Source organism: Priestia sp. SIMBA_032, assembly GCF_046535215.1.
Classification (GTDB): Bacteria; Bacillota; Bacilli; order Bacillales; family Bacillaceae_H; genus Priestia; species Priestia aryabhattai.
Window position 1 is genome coordinate 1 of record NZ_JAWRXD010000006.1, and the last position, 20,855, is coordinate 20,855.

Below are 20,855 nucleotides of genomic sequence, written 5' to 3' on the forward strand. Positions count from 1 at the left end.
CCCCATAAAAAATCCCCTCCATAGTAGACAGAATAGGTTGCTTTCTTTTATTTGTCTACTATAAGGGGAGCATACCATTATGCTGGTTGCTTCTCTTTTTTTAACGTTCTTAATTTTATTCCGCAACCGCAAAGCGTACTATGCTTTAGTACTTTTATTTCTCTATGACACTGATTACATCTTATTTCTTGTCCAATCATTTCTTCATCCCTTCCTCTTTTTACAGAAATTTAAATAAGTATCCATAAAATACGGATACTTATTTAGTGATAAAATATTAAACTAATTGAGAATAAACAAGAATCTATAATGAGAAAAATCTCTTTATTTTTTCATTTAGAAAACTGATAAATTTATTTTACTTGCTGTGGAACAGACAACCCTAAACCATCTGCAATGCGTTTTCCATACTCTGGAGCCGCTTTGTAGAAGTGTTGAATTTGGCGCAGTTTAATCTCTTCTTTTTCTACAGGCTTCATAGCTTCAACGATGTTTGCAACTAAGCGTGTACGCTCGTCTTCGTTTAGAAGGCGGTATAAATCACCTGCTTGTGTGTAATGATCGTTGTGATCATATGCAACACTATCAGCAACGCCTGAAACAGGGTACGCCGCTTGTTTGTTTTCATGAGATTCTGTCGGACCGCTAAAGCTGTTTGGCTCATAGTAAACAGAACGGCCGCCGTTATCGTCAAAGCGCATTTGACCGTCACGCTGATAGTTCTTTACTTCGCTGCGGGGACGGTTGATCGGCAGCGCTTGATGATTAGCGCCGACGCGGTAGCGATGTGCGTCGCTGTATGCGAATAGTCGACCTTGCAGCATTTTGTCAGGTGATACGTCAATTCCCGGCACAAGCGTTCCAGGTGAGAATGTAGCTTGCTCCACTTCTGCAAAATAATTTTCCGGATTGCGATCTAATACCATGCGACCTACTTCAATTAGTGGATAGTCTTTTTGTGACCATACCTTTGTTACATCGAACGGGTCGAAGCGATACGTATCAGCATCTTCTAAAGGCATAATTTGAACGTACAGCTTCCATGAAGGCAAATCGCCTTTTTCAATGGCATTAAATAAATCTTCGGTATGATAATCTGGATTTTCACCAGCTATCTTGGCGGCTACGTCTGGAGCCAGATTTTTCACGCCTTGCTCTGTTTTAAAGTGATACTTCACCCAAACGCCATCTCCTTCGGCGTTAACCCACTTAAATGTGTGGCTGCCAAATCCATGCATATGGCGTAACGTTGCCGGGATACCGCGGTCAGACATCAAAATAGAAACTTGATGCAAAGATTCAGGAGAGAGGGACCAGAAATCCCACACGGCCGTCGGATTTTTTAAATGCGTGCGTGGATCGCGTTTTTGTGTATGAATAAAATCTGGAAATTTAATTGCATCTCGGATGAAAAATACAGGTGTATTATTTCCGACTAAGTCGTAGTTTCCTTCTTCTGTATAAAATTTAACAGCAAATCCACGAGGGTCGCGAACGGTATCTGCTGAGCCGTTTTCACCAGCTACTGTTGAAAAGCGAACAAATAGAGGCGTTCGTTTTCCTACTTCAGAAAGGAAAGCTGCTTTGGTATAGGCTGAAACATCATTTGTCACTTCAAAATAGCCGTGGGCACCGGCGCCTTTTGCGTGCACGACGCGTTCAGGAACACGCTCTCGGTTAAAATGGGCTAATTTCTCTAAAAGGTGAACATCTTGAATTAAAGTAGGGCCGCGTGAACCAGCGGTCATTGAATTTTGATTATCTCCAACCGGAGCTCCCCAACTAGTCGTTAGGTTATTCTTGTTTGTTGTCATCTTAGAACCACCTCTTATTTGAATTTTATTATGTTAGAAATAATAATAACATTTTTAAATAAAAAATCAATACTAATTTATAATTATTATAATTTAACCTGTGTATTTTGAGATGTAATCAGTGGGGGATACGCATGTGAAATGTACGAATTATTTTAAAAATTTTCTGTATAGTATATTTAGTTTAATGATAAAAATGCCTGGTGTGCAATTATTTTGAACGGCTATTACTACATTAAAAACACGCTTGCTTATATAAGCAAGCGTGTTTGTTTTATATATTTTGTGATAAATTTGCTTTTGCTGCCAGCTCAGCCTGAGGCGTGCGCCAAAGCTGTGTCCATTTTTGAATCGCGGCTATCATAATAATGAGACCAAGTATAAGCATGATGATCGAAAGAGTCGCATTTAATATGCTATAACCTGCCGCAGCTTCGTTTAAATATACATTCTTAACCATCCAATAACCCGCATAGTTAACCGTTACGTAAAGGTAGGCTAGTGGAATAAGGCAAGTAAGCATATAGGAGCGTTTATCTGCAATTCTAAGAATGACGGTTGCTCCAATAATTAAACCAATAGAGGCCATTAACTGATTCGATACGCCGAACAACGCCCAAACGGAGCCAATATCTCCTGAGAACAATAAGTACCCCCACATAAAACAGGCTAGGGCACTTGCAAAAATGGAACCCGGAAGCCAGTCTACTCGCTTTAAAGGCTTATAAAATTCACCGAAAAAGTCTTGAATTAAATAGCGGGAAACGCGTGTACCCGCGTCGATAGCAGTTAAAATAAACACTGCTTCAAACATAATGACGAATTGGAAAAAGTAAGAAGACAGGTGGCTGAACCAAGGAATTTCCGTGAAGATATATGTCATTCCTACGGCCAGTGTAACAGCGCCGCCTGTGCGGCCTTCTAAGTTTAGACCAATCTCTTGGCTAAGCTGAGGAAGAGCTGTTACGTTCATGCCAAGCGTTTTGAACACTTCAGGTGTAGAGTTAATTGCAAAATAATCTCCAGGATGTAAAGCTGTTGCTGCAATTAATGCCATAATTCCTACTAAGCATTCGACTAACATCGCGCCGAAGCCTACAACTTTAATGTCACTCCAACGATCAAGCATCTTAGGGGTTGTTCCTGAACCAACAAATGCATGGAAGCCGGAAATAGCACCGCAGGCGATCGTAATGGAAATGAACGGCCACACAGGTCCTGCTAAAATAGGGCCGCCTCCGTGAATAAATTTAGTAACTGCAGGAAATGGAATTGCTGGATTTACGAAAAACACGCCTACAATCAGCGCGATAAAGACACCAATTTTCATAAAGCTGCTTAAGTAATCTCGAGGTGCTAAAAGCAGCCAAACGGGCAAGGCCGCTGCGAAAAATGCATAAACGGGAAGAATAATTGAAAGTGTTTTAATATCTAGCGTTAAAAAATCTCCTAAAGCTGTTCCTTGAATATAAGGACCGCTAAATACGGCGATTAAAATTAAAATGAAGCCGACGGTAGAAGCCGCTTTTAAATTACCGGTTTTTTTGTGGTAAATACCTACCCCCATTGCGATCGGAATCGTAATTCCAACAGCGAATGTACCCCAAGGATTTTTCTCAAGTGCGTGTAGCACGACCATAGATAAACCGGCCATTGTGATGGTAATGATAAAAAGCATAGCTAAACCTGTACAAAAACCAGCGACAGGTCCTAGCTCTTTTTTAGCCACTTCGGAAAGCGACTGGCCTTTTTGGCGCATAGATGCAAATAACACAACCGCATCGTGAACGGCTCCTCCGATTACAGCTCCGATTAAAAGCCAGAGCAGTCCGGGCAAATAGCCAAACTGAGCCGCTAAAATAGGTCCAACAAGCGGACCCGCAGCTGCAATAGCTGCAAAGTGATGACCAAATGTTACCCATCGGTTGGTTGGCACATAATCTTTTCCATCTTCAAGCTCATGTGCCGGCGTTTGTTGCGCATCGTTTAGTTTCAAGACCTTAACAGCCATGAATGTTCCATAAAGCCGATACGCAATCATTAAAATACAGATAGATCCAATAACAATCGTAACCGCATTCATTACAAATCCCCCTATCCCTTAGTTGTCGGATGTTTGTACTACTGCACAACGTTATGTAATTGTGTGTTCCCCTTACAACTTTCATTATAAAAGAAGAAAGCGCTTTTATCACCAATTTTTCCCTTAATTATTTAAAAAATTAGAAAGTTCAAATTCCCTTTGAAAAACTATAAGACTTTTCGCATAATCTCTGCTATAATTTTTAAAAAAATTAGTACGCATTTAGGTGTTTTTAGTTAGGGAGATGAAAAGAGTGAACCATCGTCAAGAGTTACAAAATAGCAAGCGTATTGTAGTCAAAGTAGGGACCTCTACGTTGACTTATGATAATGGAGATATTAACTTAGCACGCATTGAAAAACTAGCGCGTGTTTTATCTGATTTAATGAATGCAGGAAAAGAAGTTGTGCTTGTTACATCAGGTGCTGTTCAAGTGGGAGTAAAAAAACTAAAGTTAAAAGAAAAGCCAACTTCTATTCGAGAAAAACAAGCAGCAGCCTCTGTCGGGCAATGTGAGCTTATGCATATCTACAGTAAATTCTTTGGTGAGTACAGTCACATTGTTGGTCAAGTACTGTTAACAAAAGATGTAATCGAAGATGAACATGTGCGCAATAACGTTGTGAACACGTTTGAAAAATTAATTGAAGACAAAGTGATTCCTATTGTGAATGAAAACGATACAGTTGCAATCGATGAGATTGAAAACATCGTGCGTTTTGGAGATAACGATAATTTATCCGCCATTGTTTCAGTTTTGATTCACGCAGATTTACTCGTTATTTTATCTGATATTGACGGTTTCTTTGATTCAGATCCCACAAAAAACCCTAACTCTAAATTAATGAAAGTAATAGATGGCATCACGCCGGAGCTTGAGAATTTTGCTGGAGATAGTGGAACTGACGTTGGAACAGGCGGAATGGTCACAAAGCTTACTGCTGCTAAAACAGCTACAAGTGCAGGCGTGAGCTTAATCTTAGCAAATGGTAAAGAGCCAAGTATTTTGCGAGATATTATTGAAGGTCAAGAAATTGGAACGTTATTCTTAAAACAAGCTGAAGGAGTAATGAAATGAGTGAATTGCAGCTTAAAGGAAAGCAGGCACAAGAAGCCTCTTATTTCTTAGGAAATGTAACGAGTGAACAAAAACAGCAAGCGCTTTATAAAATGGCGGCTGCTTTATTGAGTCAGCAAGGCACGATTTTAAAAGCAAATGAATTAGACGTAGAAAAAGCTGTTCAAAAAGGCACGTCAAAAGCGATGTTAGATCGCCTATCTTTAAATGAAGAGCGGATTCATGGAATGGCAGACGGCCTGCGCCAAGTAGCTGCGCTTGCGGATCCAGTAGGAGAAGTACTGTCTATGGCCAAACGACCAAATGGCTTACAAATTGGGCAGCAGCGTGTACCTATCGGTGTCATAGGAATTATTTATGAAGCGCGTCCAAACGTTACATGTGATGCAGCAGGCTTATGCTTAAAAGCAGGAAATGCGGTTATTTTGCGCGGAGGCAGTGAGGCATTTTATTCAAATCAAGCGATTGTTTCTGTATTATCTCAAGCTGCAGCAAGTGCAGGATTGCCTGAGCATAGCGTACAGCTTATTGAAGATACGTCGAGAGAAACAGCACTGGAGTTAATGAAACTAAATGAATATATCGATGTATTAATTCCTCGAGGCGGTGCTGGTTTAATTGAAGCGGTGGTAAAAAATGCAACCGTTCCTGTTATTGAAACAGGAACCGGGAACTGCCACGTTTATGTTGATGAAGAATATGACCGTGACATGGCGGCCAATATTGTCATTAATGCAAAAACATCTCGTCCAGCGGTGTGTAACTCAGCCGAAAAGCTGATTATTCACGAACGAGCGGCTCATGAATTTTTGCCGATTATTGTTCAAGCGCTACGAGAGAAAGATGTAGAAGTACGCGGTGATGACCGTGCGCTAACAATCGTTCCAGATCTTGTTCCAGCAGCGGATGAGGATTGGAAGAAAGAATATTTGGATTTCATCATGGCGGTTAAAATCGTAGATGATATCGATGAAGCGATTTCCCATATTAATGTTCATAGTTCACATCACTCCGAAGCGATTGTAACTACAAATTATGCTCATGCTCAGCGTTTTTTACAGCGCGTTAATTCAGCCGCTGTTTATGTGAATGCTTCAACGAGGTTTACGGACGGAGAAGAGTTTGGGTTCGGGGCAGAAATCGGAATTAGTACACAAAAGCTTCATGCGCGTGGACCGATGGGATTAAAGGAATTAACAACGTTGAAATATATTATTTACGGAGATGGACAAATTCGATAAAAAAGAAGCCTGAGATATATGCTCAGGCTTCTTTTATTTCCATACACTCGTCAGAAGTTACTTTTACTATCCCCATATAAATTCCTCCTTTGAATCACGGTCACTATTTTAATTTAAAAAAACGTTATACGTAAAACGTTTTCATAAAAGATGTTTTTATGTTAAACTAAAAATTATAAATAATCAAACTATTTTTCAACTTTTATATGAATTATGTACGTTTTTTTATCAACCAATAGGGAAGAAAAAATAGGGGGAAAGAGAAATATGGCGTTTATGCAATGTGATTTTTTTTCAGAAGTATTGCAAATAAGTACTTCAATGAACGTTTTGATACCGCAGCAAACAAAATCTCAAATTGGTTTACAAACCAATACAAGAAGTGAGAAACACCCTACGCTCTATTTATTACACGGTCTTTCTGATGATCATACGATATGGATGAGAAGAACTTCGATTGAACGCTACGCATCAGAATTAGGGCTTGCAGTTGTAATGCCAAATGCAGATCGCAGCTTTTATAGAGATATGGCTTATGGAAAGAAGTATTGGACGTTTGTAACAGAAGAACTTCCTCAATTGGCTAGATCATTCTTTCCGTTATCGGAAAAAAGAGAGGATAATTTTGTAGCTGGCCTTTCTATGGGAGGGTATGGCGCTTTAAAATGGGCGTTTCGCAAACCACATCAATTTTCTGCAGCTGCCAGTTTATCAGGAGTGATGGACGTTGAAGGGCTTGGAAGGCGAGGAGAAGTTCAGTTCTTAGATTATCCTTTGATTTTTGGCATACCGCCTGTTATTAGACCTGAGGATGATCTTTTCTGGCTGCTTGAAAATCGCCGGCGCTATGGAGAAGTGACTCCGCGTATTTATCAATGCTGTGGAACGGAAGATTTTTTATATCAGGAAAATAAACGTTTTTCGGAGCGATGTAAGCAAGAGCCTATTTGTTTTACATATGAAGAAGGAAAAGGAAGTCACGACTGGGCATATTGGGATCAAAAAATTCAAGATGTGTTAAAGTGGCTGTTTAGTGAAAAGTAGGGAAGGTAGGTTTCGGTGGTTCCGACTTCTAGTAGTATAATAAAGAAAAATGTTTACTTGGTCGATAGACTAAAAGGAAATAGGAGTCGGTACGAATGGGGAGAAAAAAAGTCACGATTAAAGAAGTAGCGAAAGAAGCGGGTGTTTCATTAGCTACGGTATCAAGAATCTTCAATAATAAAGACGGTGAAATTAAAATCAGTGAAAAAACCAAACAAAAAGTACTAAAAGCAGCAGCTCATTTAGGGTATCAGACGAATCCATTTGCGGCAGCTCTGCGGGCCCAAAAAACAGGGATTATCGGGATATTAATTAGAGATTTAAAAGATCCGTTTTTAATTGAACTATTAAAAGAGGTACAGCAACAAGTCCAAAGTCGAGGGATGGATGTTCTTATTGGACATACGGATTACCAAGAAACAACGGCTGAGCGTCAATTAAATGTTATGATGAACCATTGGTTTGATGGAGTCATTTTATTAGATTATGTAGCCGCTCAGAATCCTTTTTTAGACGTATTAAAACAATATCAAACGCCTTACGTTTCTCTTACAGGAGACGGCTCTTCTGCACTTTGGCCGATTGTACATGTAGATGATGCGGTGGGAATACAATTAGCTGTTGCTCACTTAACGGACCTTGGTCATAAGAATATTGGGTTCGTTGGAAAAGCTGTAAGCGGAGTCGAGCACCGTCTATCTCTTTTTCATCAGTATGTACCGTCAGCAAACGCAAAGTTTGTAAAAGAAGATATGAATAACTCAGATGAACTATATCAGTTTATAAATGAGCTAGCTCATCATCCAGAGCCCCCAACTGCGCTTATTTGTGCTACGGATTACATTGCTCTGAAAGTGATACACTGTGCGTGGCAAAACGGACTTCACGTTCCAGCAGATTTGTCTGTTATAGGGTTTGATGATATTACAGAAGCTAGTGAAGCGCATATTCCGCTAACAACCATCCGTCAACCGATGGAGAAAATGGCTGAAAAAGCAGTAAACCTCTTACTTCAGCAAATTCAGGATCAGCAAGAAATGGATCAAGTACAGTATAAAATGGCACCTGTATTAGTAGAGCGTGAGACCACAAAACGTATGAATTGATAAGGAATGTATATACTATTCCTGAAAGTGTGAGACAAAAAGTCCACACTTTTTTGCATTAACCATTGCGTCCACTTCCCTCTTTCTTATACACTGTATGCTGTAGGGGAAAAAAACCAAGCTTTAATATGTTTGGAGCGATTTGATGACACAACAAAAATTAGATAAATATGAAATTATGGACGTTAGCTTACTAGCAGGTAAAATTATGTTAGAAAGCGGAGCAGAAACGTATCGAGTAGAAGACACAATGATGCGGATTGCAGCGTCTTACGGTATAAAAAAATCCCACAGCTATGTGACGCCAACAGGGATTATGTTTTCACTTGAAACGAAAGAACCGACGAAAACGAAGTTAATTCGTATTTCCGAACGAACGACAGATTTAAAAAAAGTAACCATGGTAAATAGCGTCTCAAGAACAATCAGTCAAGGAAACATCTCCTTGGAGGAAGCGTATGAAATGCTACAAGAAATTGAAGCAACAAACGTAGCTTTTCCACTATGGGTTCAACTTGCAGCTGCATCCATTTCTAGCGGATGCTTTTTAATCATGTTTCAAGGTTTATGGACGGACTTTATTCCAGCTATGTTTTCAGGAGGTCTCGGATTTTTAACCGTGGTGTATTTCCACCGTCTTATTCCGATTCGCTTTTTTGCTGAGTTTACCGCTTCGTTAGTTATTGGACTTTTATCAGCTCTTTTAGTCGCTTCAGGACTGGGCACGCAAATCGATAAAATTATTATTGGATCCGTTATGCCACTCGTTCCTGGCTTATCCATTACCAATGCAGTGCGAGATTTAATGGCGGGACATTTACTGTCTGGATTATCAAAAGGAGCAGAAGCGTTTCTGACGGCATTCGCTATCGGTGCAGGTATTGCCATTGTATTTACACTTCTATAGAAGGGAGGCATCATATGCATATCGTAGAGCAGATAATTACAAGTTTTATTGCTTCAGCAGCATTTGGGATCATTTTTAATGTTCCACGTGAATCATTATTAAAAAGTGGCTTTGTCGGAATGATTGGCTGGCTCATTTACTATTTGCTAACGTTCTATGGCGTAGATGAAATTCCAAGCACAGTTGCATCGGCCTTCTTTATTGCTATTATTAGTCAAATTTACGCAAAAATTTACCGAACGCCGATCATTATTTTCACCGTAGCAGGTATTATTCCGCTCGTTCCAGGAGGAACAGCATACGATGCTATGCGTAACTTTGTAGAAAATAACTATAATGAAGCGATTAGTCTTGCAGCGAAAGCCTTTATGATTTCAGGTTCAATTGCCATTGGTATTGTGTTTTCTGAAGTCATCAACCAAATCATTCGTCAATCTAAATTAAATGCCAAAGCAAAATATCGACCGTAGAGAAGCAAGCTCAAATCAGAGCGTGCTTTTTTTATGAAAAAATAAAGAGATCCTTCACTTTTTGTCACAAGAAAGTCACGTTTTAGTCTAAAAACGTTCAAAAAATGTACGTGCACAGTAAAAAAAATAGACTATACTATGTAAATAGAAAGAGAGACATTACATATGATTGTGAAACATTGAGCATATTTCTCGAATTATTATGCTCAATGTTTCACAATATAAGTAAAAGATGCTCAGAAATGAGTAAAGTATCTATGGAAATGATGAATGTTCTTATATATGAAAGGAGAAAAAAGATGGATACAGTCATACTATCACGTATTCAATTTGCATCAACGACGCTGTTTCATTTTATCTTTGTACCGCTGTCTATCGGCCTTGTCTTTTTAGTAGCGATCATGGAAACGATGTACGTAGTAAAAAAAGATGAACAGTATAAAAAGATGGCAAAGTTTTGGGGGCACTTATTCCTGATTAACTTTGCTGTTGGAGTCGTAACAGGTATTTTACAAGAATTTCAGTTTGGCATGAACTGGTCGGAGTACTCAAGGTTTGTAGGAGATGTATTCGGTGCGCCGCTTGCTATTGAAGCACTGCTCGCGTTTTTTATGGAGTCCACTTTCCTCGGACTGTGGATTTTCGGATGGGATCGTTTACCTAAATGGCTGCACTGTCTATGTATTTGGCTTGTTAGTCTAGGTACTATTTTTTCAGCGTTCTTTATTTTAACGGCTAATTCTTTTATGCAGCATCCGGTTGGAATGGAGCTGAATAATGGCCGTTTAGAAATGAATGACTTCTTTAAATTGTTAACAAACGGTCAGCTGTGGGTTGAATTCCCTCATACCATTTTAGGTTCGTTTGCAACAGGCGCCTTTTTTATCACGGGTGTCAGCGCCATTATGCTCTTGAAGAAAAAACATTTGGCTTTTGCCAAAAAATCATTTCAAGTTGCCATTATTGTAGGGTTAGTTTCAGGTGTAGGAATTGCGTTATCTGGTCATGAACAGGCTGGATACTTAGTTAAAACACAGCCCATGAAAATGGCCGCAAGTGAAGGATTATGGGAAAACAGCGGAAGTCCAGGGGCTTGGACGGTAACAGCAAATATTCACCCCGATGAAAAGAAAAATACGGGAGAAATCAAAATACCTTATTTATTAAGCTTCTTATCATACGGGAAATTTTCAGGTTCCGTTCCTGGGATGAACGAGCTGCAGGAGCAGTATACGGCGAAATATGGAGCAGGAAATTATATTCCACCCGTTCGGACAACATTTTGGAGTTTCCGCATTATGGCTGGTCTAGGTGGCGTATTATGTGCATTAGGCATTTGGGGCACGTACTTGCTTTCTCGTAAAAAACTTCAAGAAAGCAAACTATTTTTACGTATTATGACGATTGCCATTGCCTTTCCGTTCCTTGGAAGCTCAGCAGGTTGGATTATGACAGAGATTGGCCGTCAGCCTTGGGTTGTATTTGGCTATATGAAAACCGAAGATGCCGTGTCTCCTGGTGTAACAGCAGGTGAATTGCTGTTTTCTATTATCTCGTTTTCGTTCTTTTATTTAATTTTAGCTGTGATTATGGTGTTCTTGTTCGTTAAAGAAATTAAAAAAGGTCCAGATCACGATCACGAAGCACATACAAAAGTAGTATCAACTGATCCGTTTACCAAGGAGGGATACAATGTTTTCTCTTAATGAATTCTGGTATTTACTAGTATCCATTCTGTTTGTTGGTTTCATCTTTTTAGAAGGCTTTGATTTTGGGATTGGAATGGTTTCTCGCTTTTTAGGAAGAAACGACTTAGAGCGACGAGCTTTTATTAATACAATCGGTCCTTTTTGGGATGCGAATGAAGTTTGGCTAATTTCAGCAATCGGTGCTATGTTTGCTGCTTTTCCAAACTGGTATGCAACGCTATTAAGCGGGTCATATGTTCTTTTTGTTCTTCTTTTGCTTTCGCTGATTGGCCGCGGTGTAGCATTTGAATTTCGAGGAAAAGTTGAGAAACAAGCGTGGAAAAATGCGTGGGATTGGGTTATCTTCTTTGGAAGTCTTTTTCCACCGCTCATTTTTGGTATCTTATTTTCAGCGTTAATGAAAGGACTGCCTGTTGAGCGCAACATGCAAATGAATGCCGGCTTTTCGGATATTGTTAATCTATATACCATCACAGGCGGCGTTACGTTGACAATGCTTTGCTTATGGCACGGACTTATTTTTGCCACGATCCGTACGATGAACGATATTAGAGATCGTTCACGGAAGGTCGCTATGAAGCTTTTGCCTATAAATGCTTTATTACTTCTTATCTTTTCAGGCATGACGTTTTTTGAAACAGATTTATTCAGTAATCATAGCCGTTTGATGCTATATACATTTTTCATCGGTATTTTCGTGTATTTACTAGCAGGATTTTTCCTTACACGTAAAAAAGACGGATGGGCATTTGCTATGTCTGGCTTAATTTTAATTTTATCAATTTCCTCTATATTTGCAGGGTTGTTTCCAACCGTTTTGGTTAGTTCAATCAATGAAAGCTATAGTTTAACGATTCATAATGCAGCATCAGGGAATTATTCCTTAAAAATTATGTCTTACGCTGCTATTGCATTACTGCCTTTTGTGTTAGGTTATCAAATTTGGAGCTACTACGTTTTCAGAAAACGTGTAGATCATAAGGAGCATATGGAGTATTAATGGGTAGAAATTTAATGGTTTACAACGGAATAAAAATGGTTCTTGCCATGTTAATAGGGCTTATTACTATTCAAAGTGTAGCCATTATTTTTCAAGCTAAGTGGCTCGCCGAAGTAATTACCGCTCTTTTTCATGGTGAAAGTTTAACTTCGCAGACAAAAGCAATCGGATTGTTTTTGTCTGCCTTTATGATTCGTCAGATCGTAGGTTTTATAGTAAAAAAAACAGCATATCAATTTGGAGTCAAAACGACGCAGGAACTTCGTTTGATAGTCATGCAAAGCATTTTTTCATTAGGACCGCGCTTTACCAAAGATGAAGGAACAGGAAACTTGGTGACGCTCATCACCACAGGCCTACAGAAGCTTCGCGCTTATCTCGAGCTGTTTTTGCCTAAACTGGCCGCCATTAGCGTTACACCTTGGCTAGTGCTTGCTTTCGTCTGGTACCATGATCGGCTTTCAGGCATTATTTTACTTGTGACCATGCCAATTTTAATTTTATTTATGATTTTGCTTGGATTGGCTGCACAAAAAAAAATAGATAGCCAATGGGAGACATATCACGTGTTGTCCAACCACTTTGTAGATTCGCTTCGAGGGTTAGAAACTTTAACATTTCTCGGGAAAAGTAAGGAACATGCTGAAACGATTGAAAGAGTTAGTGACCGTTATCGAAAAGCGACAATGGGAACGCTCCGAATTGCTTTTTTATCTACGTTTGCTTTAGATTTCTTTACGATGTTATCTGTAGCCATCGTAGCTGTTATGCTTGGTTTGCGGCTGGTGAACGGTTCGATGACGTTAGAGCCCGCACTTATGATTTTATTGCTGGCTCCTGAATACTTCCTGCCGATACGGGAAGTCGGAAACGATTATCATGCAACATTGGATGGAAAAGAATCCGGAGATGCATTAATTAAGATTGTAAAGCAGGCTGAAAAACCGTCGGCTAAAGAAGAAGATATTCCTAATTGGACTGAAAACAGTGAAATTCAATTACGTCATATCACTGTAAAATATGACAAAGAGCAGCCGCCTTCTCTTGAAGATGTGTCACTTCATGTTAAAGGAAGTAAAAAAATTGGGATTATAGGAAAAAGCGGAGCTGGAAAATCGACGCTTATTGATATACTGAGTGGCTTTGTACCATTTACAGAAGGGTCTGCTGAAGTAAACGGCATGCCGGTTGATTTACGCTCAGATGCTTGGCAAAAGCAGATTACGTATATCCCTCAGCATCCATTTATTTTTAATGGAACAGTAAAAGAAAATATTGAATTTTATCAGGACAGAGGCGGCTCATATGATTATGAAGATGCTTTAACGAAAGCAGGACTTTTATCAACGGTTCAACAGATGCCTAAGAAGGAAAATGAAATGATAGGAGATGGAGGACGGCAGCTTAGCGGCGGCCAAGCTCAAAGGATTGCCCTAGCTAGGGCGTTTCTAAGCGATCGTCCTATTATTATGCTTGATGAACCAACGGCGCAAGTCGATATTGAAACGGAATATGAATTAAAGCAAGATATTTTAACGATGTTTCAAGACAAGTTCTTTATTTTAGCTACACACCGTCTGCATTGGATGAAAGACATGGATCTCATTGTGGTAATAGAGGACGGAAAGGTTGCAGAAATAGGTAATCATCAAGAACTGATTCAAAAAAAAGGAGCTTACTATCAATTTTTACATGAAGAGGAGGAGGTATGATGAAATATAAAAGTTGGATCTGGCCCTACTTTAAAACGTATAAATATCGTATCTTTTCTATCTTATTATTAAGCTTGTTAACGATTGGTTCTGCTTGTGCGCTAATGTTCACATCAGGTTACTTGATTTCAGCTTCTTCCTTACGGCCAGAAACAATCTTACTAGTCTACGTTCCCATTGTACTTGTGCGTACATTTGGTTTAAGCCGAGCAGCCTTTCGTTATGCGGAGCGTCTTGTTAGTCACGATTTTATTCTTCGGATTTTAGCTAAAATGCGTACACGTCTTTATCATTTGATTGAACCGTTAGTTGCTGCATCTCACTATCGAACGGGAGATGTTTTAGCGATTCTTGCTGAAGATATTGAAAGTTTACAAGACTTGTTCTTACGTACCATTCTTCCAACAATTTCAGCTGTTATTTTATACGTTATTTCGATTGTAGCTTTAGGATTCTTTAGCCTGAAATTTGCGTGTTTGATTGCCGTCTATTTATTTTTATTAGTAGTAGTGATGCCGCTTTTTTCCCTTTGGCATATGAAAGCGGCCAATCAGCGATATAAATCAAGCAAAGCACGGTTATATGCCAAGGTCACAGACGGGTTTTTAGGAGTTGCTGATTGGGTGTTAAGCGGTCAGCAGCAGTCATTTTTTCATTCGTATAACAAAACGGAAGATGAGTTAGACGGCATGGATCGTAAGCTTAAACTATGGACGTATTACCGAGAATTGTTTGGACAACTTATTGTAGCAGGTTTAATTGTCACAATGATTTGGTTTGGGGCTTCTCTTTTTGCAGACAAAGAGCTTGCAGGTGTGTTTATTGCTGCTTTTATTTTAGTAGTATTTCCTTTATCTGAAGCGCTGCTGCCGGTATCTAATGCAGTAGAAAAAACTTCTCAATTTGAAGAGTCATTAAATAGAGTGCAGAAAATGGAAAAGAACTGGGAAGATGTGAATGAAAAGAAAAAACATACTCTTTCCCTACCTTATAAAGGTTCATGGGACTCGGTTAGCTTAAAAGTCGAGCATATAAGCTTTCGCTATAGCAATGAGGAAGAGTCAGTTATTCATGATCTTTCATTTCAAGTCGAGCAAGGGAAGAAAATTGCGATTCTTGGCAAGAGCGGAGCTGGAAAATCGACTCTGTTAAAGCTGCTGCAAGGCTCCTTAGTACCTACAGAAGGTATAGTTCAACTAAACGGTCAGTCTGTTGATGAAGTTCGTGAAGATGTACCAAAACTCATCTCTGTATTAAATCAAAATCCTTATTTATTTAATACAAGCGTAGCAAACAATTTATTACTAGCTAATGAAGAGGCCACAAAAGAAGAGGTAATTGAGGCAATGAAGCAAGTCAATATGCACTCCTTTGTAGAAGGTTTGCACCAAGGATATCAAACGTCCATGCTCGAAACAGGTCAGCGTTTTTCAGGAGGAGAGCGTCAGCGGATTGCGTTAGCACGTGTTCTGCTTCAGCATACGCCAATTGTTATGCTGGATGAGCCAACTGCAGGGTTGGATAACGTGACTGAAAAGCGTCTGTTATCCACTATTTTTGAAACTCTTCATGACAAAACTTTAATTTGGGTTACGCATAATTTAGTGGGGATGGAAAAGATGGATGAAATCTTATTCCTACAAGATGGAAAGGTAGCAATTCGCGGAACGCATGAGGAATTACTTGCTACGAACAGTCACTATCAAAAGCTATATGAATTGGATCATCCGGTAAAAAGCCTTTAGCAGCAGCTAAGGGCTTTTTATTATTTTATACTAACGTGAAATTCGACAAACACGAGTAAGATACGTGTCGAACGAAGGAAAATAGCTTGGGTTTAGCACTTTTGAAAAAGTGGTAAAACAAGGTAGTGTTTGTTTCTTCCTGTATAACATCGGTTTATTTTAGGGAAAATATATACACATTATGCGAACGAGAGAAGGAAGATACAATGGAACCTATGCTTATACATATCACACTTGTAGTGGGACTAGGAGTTCTATCTCAGTGGCTGGCTTGGAGATTTAAGCTACCAGCAATTGTCGTGATGTCGATTATCGGACTGCTAACAGGCCCTATTTTAGGTTTAATTGATCCTAAAGCACAATTTGCTCAGCTTTTTGATCCTTTTGTATCGATTGCTGTAGCTGTTATTTTATTTGAAGGCAGCTTGAACTTAGAGATGAGAGAGGTAAGGGGAATCGAAAAGCCCGTGTTTCGCATTGTGACACTGGGAGCTATGCTAGCTTGGATTTTAGGCTCTTTAGCTGCTCATTATATAGCGGATTTATCCTGGGCGGTGGCAATTGTTATCGGAGGGCTTTTTATTGTAACGGGTCCAACCGTGATTTTACCTCTTTTACGACAAGCTAAATTAAAACCAAAACCAGCAGCGATTTTAAAATGGGAAGGTATTATTGTCGATCCATTTGGTGCATTGCTGGCCGTTTTTTCGTTTGAAATTGTTCAATTTTTAGTGCTGAGAGAAGTGAGTGGAAAAACAATTCTCTTTTTCTTCGTGGCCTCTATTATTGCTGTTTTAATAGGCTGGATTCTTGGCCGCGGAATAGGCTGGATGTTTCAAAAGGGGCATATTCCAGAGTATTTAAAATCTCCGGTCGTATTTATTGTCGTTATTGCTTGCTTTACAGTAGCTGATGAAATTAAGCATGAAACAGGTCTTCTAGCAGTAACAGCGATGGGGATTACCCTTGCTAATATGCATATTTCATCTATTAGTGATATGCGACATTTTAAAGAGAACATTTCGGTTCTATTGACTTCTACTATTTTTATCATGTTAACGGCTGGACTGACGATGAAGACCATTACTGAAATTTTTCATTGGAATATTATTTTATTTGTTTTACTTATGCTGTTTATTGTCAGACCTGTCTCCATCTTTTTATCAACGGTAGGGACAGATTTATCTATAAAAGAAAAAATACTGATTGGCTGGATTGCCCCGCGCGGCATTGTGGCGTTAACGGTCTCAAGTTACTTTGCCAAAGTACTGATTGATGAAGGATTTAAAGATGCCTCTATCCTAACAACTCTGACATTTGCTTTAGTGTTTGCTACGGTTTGTGCACACGGTTTTTCCCTTTCATGGCTAGCTAAAAAGCTGGATTTATCGATTGGCGAAGAACCTGGTATTTTGCTTGTGGGAAGCAATGACTTTACGGTTGCCTTTGCTTCAAAGTTAAAACAGCTAGGCTATCCAGTGTTAGTTGCTGATTCTTCGTGGGAGCGGTTAAGAGTTGCGCGCAAAGCGGAAGTAGATGTGTATCACGGAGAAGTTCTAGCTGAGCAAACGGAATATCATCTGGATTTAACTCCTTATGAATACGTGATTGCTGCAACTGAGTTGGATGCATATAATGCACTTGTTTGTACTGCTTTTCTTCAAGATATGGGACGGAACAATGTTTTTCAATTGAGTATTCGTGACCAAGAAGATTCAAGAGAAGATGTCGATGAAATTATGCACACAGTAAGAGGACGCATGCTTTTTAAGAAAGGGATTACGTGGGAGTTTCTACATCATAAAATGGAGCACGGATATACGATTTACAATACAAAAATTACGGATGAATATACGTATGAAACATATCTTGAGGAGAAAAGCGATGATTCTCTTTTACTAGCAGTGAGCAAGCAGGGAAAGGCATTGAGTTTTTTTGCTCATGATCAAGAAATAAACGTTAGTACGGGCGATACGGTATTAAGCCTTCAGCCATTAAAAAGATAAAAAAACAGGCCTTCAATGGCCTGTTTTTTTTATGCTTGTCTTTGTTTAAAATGAATGACGAACAGATAAGCAGCAGCAGCTGCAAAATAGATGGTAACGGCCGGTGCTGTAAAGACATGCCCAGCTACAAAAGCAATTCCAAGAGCTAATACAATTGCTGTACTATACATCATAAAGCTTTCATCAAGAAGCTGTGACGGGTCTTTAAATAATCGAACCAACACGGTTAAACCAACTACTAGAAGTGGAAGAACCCATAGTAAAAATCCGATGATACCTAAAGAGAAAAACAGATCATAAAAATCCATTTCAATCATCTTTGGTGGAAGCTGTTTGGTATAGTCACCAGAAAAGCCCATACCTATCATTTTTCTCGCAATAGGTGCTTTTGCATACTCTTCCTTATGATGAGCTAAAAATTGCTCACGGCTGCTTAGAATCAGATTTTGAATATCTTTGTCATCTAAATTTGATTCCTTTTGTTTTTTCTTTTTAGCCGGCTTTTCTTTTTCTTTCTTTTCCGGCTTTTCTTGCTTTGTTTTCTCTTTTTTAGCCTCTAACATATCAATGTGCGTATATGTGTTTTTATAAGCTGGAGAAATCGGAGTAGTTGCTCCGGTTACAATTAAAAGCAGAAGTGATATTACTAAGTTGGCTTTAATTAAGCTGCGTTTATTCGTAAATAATTTTGCAAATAAGACAACTGTTGCTACAACTAAAGAAAGAATAACGGCACCTAAGCCTACTTTCGTTCCAAGCATGATGGACGAAACGGCTAACAAGATAAAAGGAATCCAGTAATAAGCTTTTGAAAACGAACGTACTTTATCTAAAGCTAAAAGCAGTGTGAGAGGAAGCAAAATAGCAATGGTTGCGCCTAGCTCATTCGCTGCATAAAACCAGCCTTTAAATCCGATTTTATTATACTGATAACTCTCTAGTGCTGTACCTGTTAGCATTGTACCGATAAAAACAATACTGATGATGAGTGAAGCAGTCAATAAGTTTTTGCTCAGTATTCTTTTTACATCCACAGATGATCGATAATGTGAAAACATCACAATCATTCCAAGCAGTGTAACGTTCATATAAACAACTTTATTGAAAAATTTAATTTCTTGCCCAATATAATAAGGATCTTTCCATTGATGATTTAAGTAGATATTGAGTCCGAGAAAGAGTGCAAAAACAATAAGATAGATAATCGAATATCTAGCCCATTTTGATTGTTTGGCAAACACTAAAAGTAGGACACCTGCAAAAATCATATATAGAAAGCGAATAACAACCCCAATTGAGAGACCACTATCCATGTTCAAAACCATGTACGTCGTTAGCATATCAATAATCGGCTGAATTGAAATAAAACCAACGAACAGAAAAAATAACCAGTATGTGTTCTTCATATAGTACTCTCCTGTTTTACGTGAATTAACGTTTTCTTTTAACTAAAAGCATAACACCTTCTACTCTGCATAATAGCGTCGACATTAAGTATACTAAACCACCTGCAATACAGACAATACCAAATCGTAAGATAACATGTAATGAATTCAAAAATGCGATGTCCTTTAAGAAGAACATGACGATCGCAACAGGTACGGAAGCTAAAAGAATTTTTCCTGTTTCTTTCACTAGATATCCGTAATGGAAGTGATTGATTTGTTTTGCCAGCATAACGAATACGATGGCCGTATAGAAAAAGGCAACCACTGACATGGAAAGTGCTAACCCTTGGTATCCCATAAATTTAGTGAAAATCATGTTAAAGATGATATTTAACACAATGGATAATAAGCCTGCTCTCATAATAAGATAACCTTTTTGAAGAGAATAAAATCCTTTTGCAAGAACAGCTTGCAGCGAATAGAAAAACACCGAACCTAGGTAATAATAAGATACATCCGTTGTTTTTAACGTCGAATGTGCGTCAAATGCACCGCGCTGGTAAGCAATCATTACAATGTCTTTCATATAAAAGATCATAATAACAATCGTCGGAATCAGCAGCATCAGCATAAACGTAATCCCTTTTTCAATTCCCGATTTAAAGCGCTCTTCATCTTTTTCAGAAATGGCTCTTGCAATCAGCGGATAAATAATGGTTGCGACCGTAACCCCAAATATTGCCTGGGGAATACTTACAAGTCTGAAAGCATAATTCAAGTATGAAATAACACCTTCACCAAAGGAACCAGCAAAGAAGAAGTTTACAGTTAAATTAATTTGACCGACCATAATGGTTACACCAACAGGGATGAATACTTTATAAAAAGCCACCACTTCATCACGGTCAATTTTTTGCTTCCATAACAGCAGGTGCTGCGGTTTAAAATAGACAACTTTAATTAAGAAAGAAGCAATTGTTCCTATAAAATAGCCAAGAGCAATTGCGTAGCCACCCATAATTGAATGTAATAGGATTGTACTTAAAATAGTAAATAGTACAACAACCGTTTGAGAAAACACAGAGAAAGAATATTGACTTCGTGCATCAAATACACCTTCGTATACGGCATTCACTCCAACTAGTGAAAGAGATAAGAAGTACATAACGCCGGTATAAATTCCTAGTTCAATTGCTGCTTTGGAAAAATTAGAATACGAAGCGGGAAAGTAAAAGAAAGCGGCAATTGATCCGAGAACCGAAATAATGAAACAAATAAGAAAGGTTGATTTAACAATATTAGTCAAATGAACCTTTCCTTTATTTTCTTTTTCATAACGTAAATAACTAGGGATAAATGCATCCTTCATCCCCGTTAACATAAATAAAATAAACGCGTTTGGAATAATCATTGCTGCATTGTATGAATCGACGATATAACTTGTACCGAAATAGTTAGCAATAACTAAATCACGAATCATACTAGAAAATTTCAAAAATAATGTTGATATGAGCAGTAAAATGCTCGCGAATTTTAAGTTTTTCATGCGAAA

At 38.7% G+C, this 20,855-nt stretch carries 15 protein-coding genes; 11 read left to right on the forward strand and 4 right to left on the reverse strand.

Going from position 1 to position 20,855, the window contains the following annotated elements; translation table 11 throughout:
• Positions 1–353: 353 nt before the first annotated feature.
• Both katA and cstA read right to left on the reverse strand, forming a co-directional pair.
• On the reverse strand, positions 354–1,814 hold the full coding sequence (gene katA / locus SB717_RS19310; RefSeq protein ID WP_410904494.1) for a catalase KatA: 1,461 nt from the start codon (positions 1,812–1,814) through the stop codon (positions 354–356).
• 274 nt (positions 1,815–2,088) lie between these two features.
• Positions 2,089–3,897 (reverse strand): carbon starvation protein CstA, encoded by a 1,809-nt coding sequence (gene cstA, locus SB717_RS19315; RefSeq protein WP_410904495.1) that lies wholly within the window; start codon positions 3,895–3,897, stop codon positions 2,089–2,091.
• 244 nt (positions 3,898–4,141) lie between these two features.
• Between cstA and proB the strand changes: the two genes are divergently transcribed.
• The 11 genes from proB (at position 4,142) to SB717_RS19370 (ending at position 17,915) form a co-directional block, all read left to right on the forward strand.
• Positions 4,142–4,975 carry a glutamate 5-kinase gene (gene proB / locus SB717_RS19320; RefSeq protein ID WP_014457700.1) on the forward strand — a complete coding sequence of 278 codons (834 nt, stop codon included), beginning with the start codon at positions 4,142–4,144 and terminating at the stop codon, positions 4,973–4,975.
• Positions 4,972–6,216, forward strand: coding sequence for a glutamate-5-semialdehyde dehydrogenase (locus SB717_RS19325; RefSeq protein WP_410904496.1), 1,245 nt, complete (start codon positions 4,972–4,974; stop codon positions 6,214–6,216). The genes proB and SB717_RS19325 overlap by 4 nt, the downstream gene beginning before the upstream one ends.
• A gap of 267 nt (positions 6,217–6,483) precedes the next feature.
• Complete coding sequence (locus SB717_RS19330) at positions 6,484–7,260, forward strand: alpha/beta hydrolase (protein ID WP_410904497.1); 777 nt, start codon at positions 6,484–6,486, stop codon at positions 7,258–7,260.
• Positions 7,261–7,355: 95 nt separating this feature from the next.
• Entirely contained in the window at positions 7,356–8,366 is a 1,011-nt protein-coding gene (locus SB717_RS19335) for a LacI family DNA-binding transcriptional regulator (protein ID WP_410904498.1), read from the forward strand.
• A gap of 145 nt (positions 8,367–8,511) precedes the next feature.
• Complete coding sequence (locus tag SB717_RS19340) at positions 8,512–9,273, forward strand: threonine/serine exporter family protein (protein ID WP_013085528.1); 762 nt, start codon at positions 8,512–8,514, stop codon at positions 9,271–9,273.
• A 14-nt stretch (positions 9,274–9,287) separates the two neighbouring features.
• A complete protein-coding gene (locus SB717_RS19345; protein WP_013059882.1) occupies positions 9,288–9,743 on the forward strand; it encodes a threonine/serine exporter family protein in 456 nt (151 codons plus the stop codon).
• Positions 9,744–10,042: 299 nt separating this feature from the next.
• On the forward strand, positions 10,043–11,449 hold the full coding sequence (locus SB717_RS19350) for a cytochrome ubiquinol oxidase subunit I (protein ID WP_025752440.1): 1,407 nt from the start codon (positions 10,043–10,045) through the stop codon (positions 11,447–11,449).
• Complete coding sequence (gene cydB / locus SB717_RS19355) at positions 11,436–12,452, forward strand: cytochrome d ubiquinol oxidase subunit II (protein WP_074681880.1); 1,017 nt, start codon at positions 11,436–11,438, stop codon at positions 12,450–12,452. Before SB717_RS19350 ends, cydB begins: the two co-directional genes overlap by 14 nt.
• Positions 12,452–14,164, forward strand: a complete 1,713-nt coding sequence (cydD, locus tag SB717_RS19360; RefSeq protein WP_410904499.1) for a thiol reductant ABC exporter subunit CydD — start codon at positions 12,452–12,454, stop codon at positions 14,162–14,164. Before cydB ends, cydD begins: the two co-directional genes overlap by 1 nt.
• A complete protein-coding gene (cydC, locus tag SB717_RS19365; RefSeq protein ID WP_410904500.1) occupies positions 14,161–15,909 on the forward strand; it encodes a thiol reductant ABC exporter subunit CydC in 1,749 nt (582 codons plus the stop codon). The genes cydD and cydC overlap by 4 nt, the downstream gene beginning before the upstream one ends.
• A gap of 206 nt (positions 15,910–16,115) precedes the next feature.
• Entirely contained in the window at positions 16,116–17,915 is a 1,800-nt protein-coding gene (locus SB717_RS19370; protein WP_410904501.1) for a cation:proton antiporter, read from the forward strand.
• Positions 17,916–17,944: 29 nt separating this feature from the next.
• Here the strand turns inward: SB717_RS19370 and SB717_RS19375 are convergent, their stop codons facing one another.
• Both SB717_RS19375 and murJ read right to left on the reverse strand, forming a co-directional pair.
• A complete protein-coding gene (locus SB717_RS19375) occupies positions 17,945–19,321 on the reverse strand; it encodes an O-antigen ligase family protein (RefSeq protein WP_410904502.1) in 1,377 nt (458 codons plus the stop codon).
• 25 nt (positions 19,322–19,346) lie between these two features.
• Positions 19,347–20,849: a murein biosynthesis integral membrane protein MurJ gene (murJ, locus tag SB717_RS19380; RefSeq protein WP_013059875.1), complete on the reverse strand. Its 1,503-nt coding sequence runs from the start codon at positions 20,847–20,849 to the stop codon at positions 19,347–19,349.
• Between the last annotated feature and the right edge of the window lie 6 nt (positions 20,850–20,855).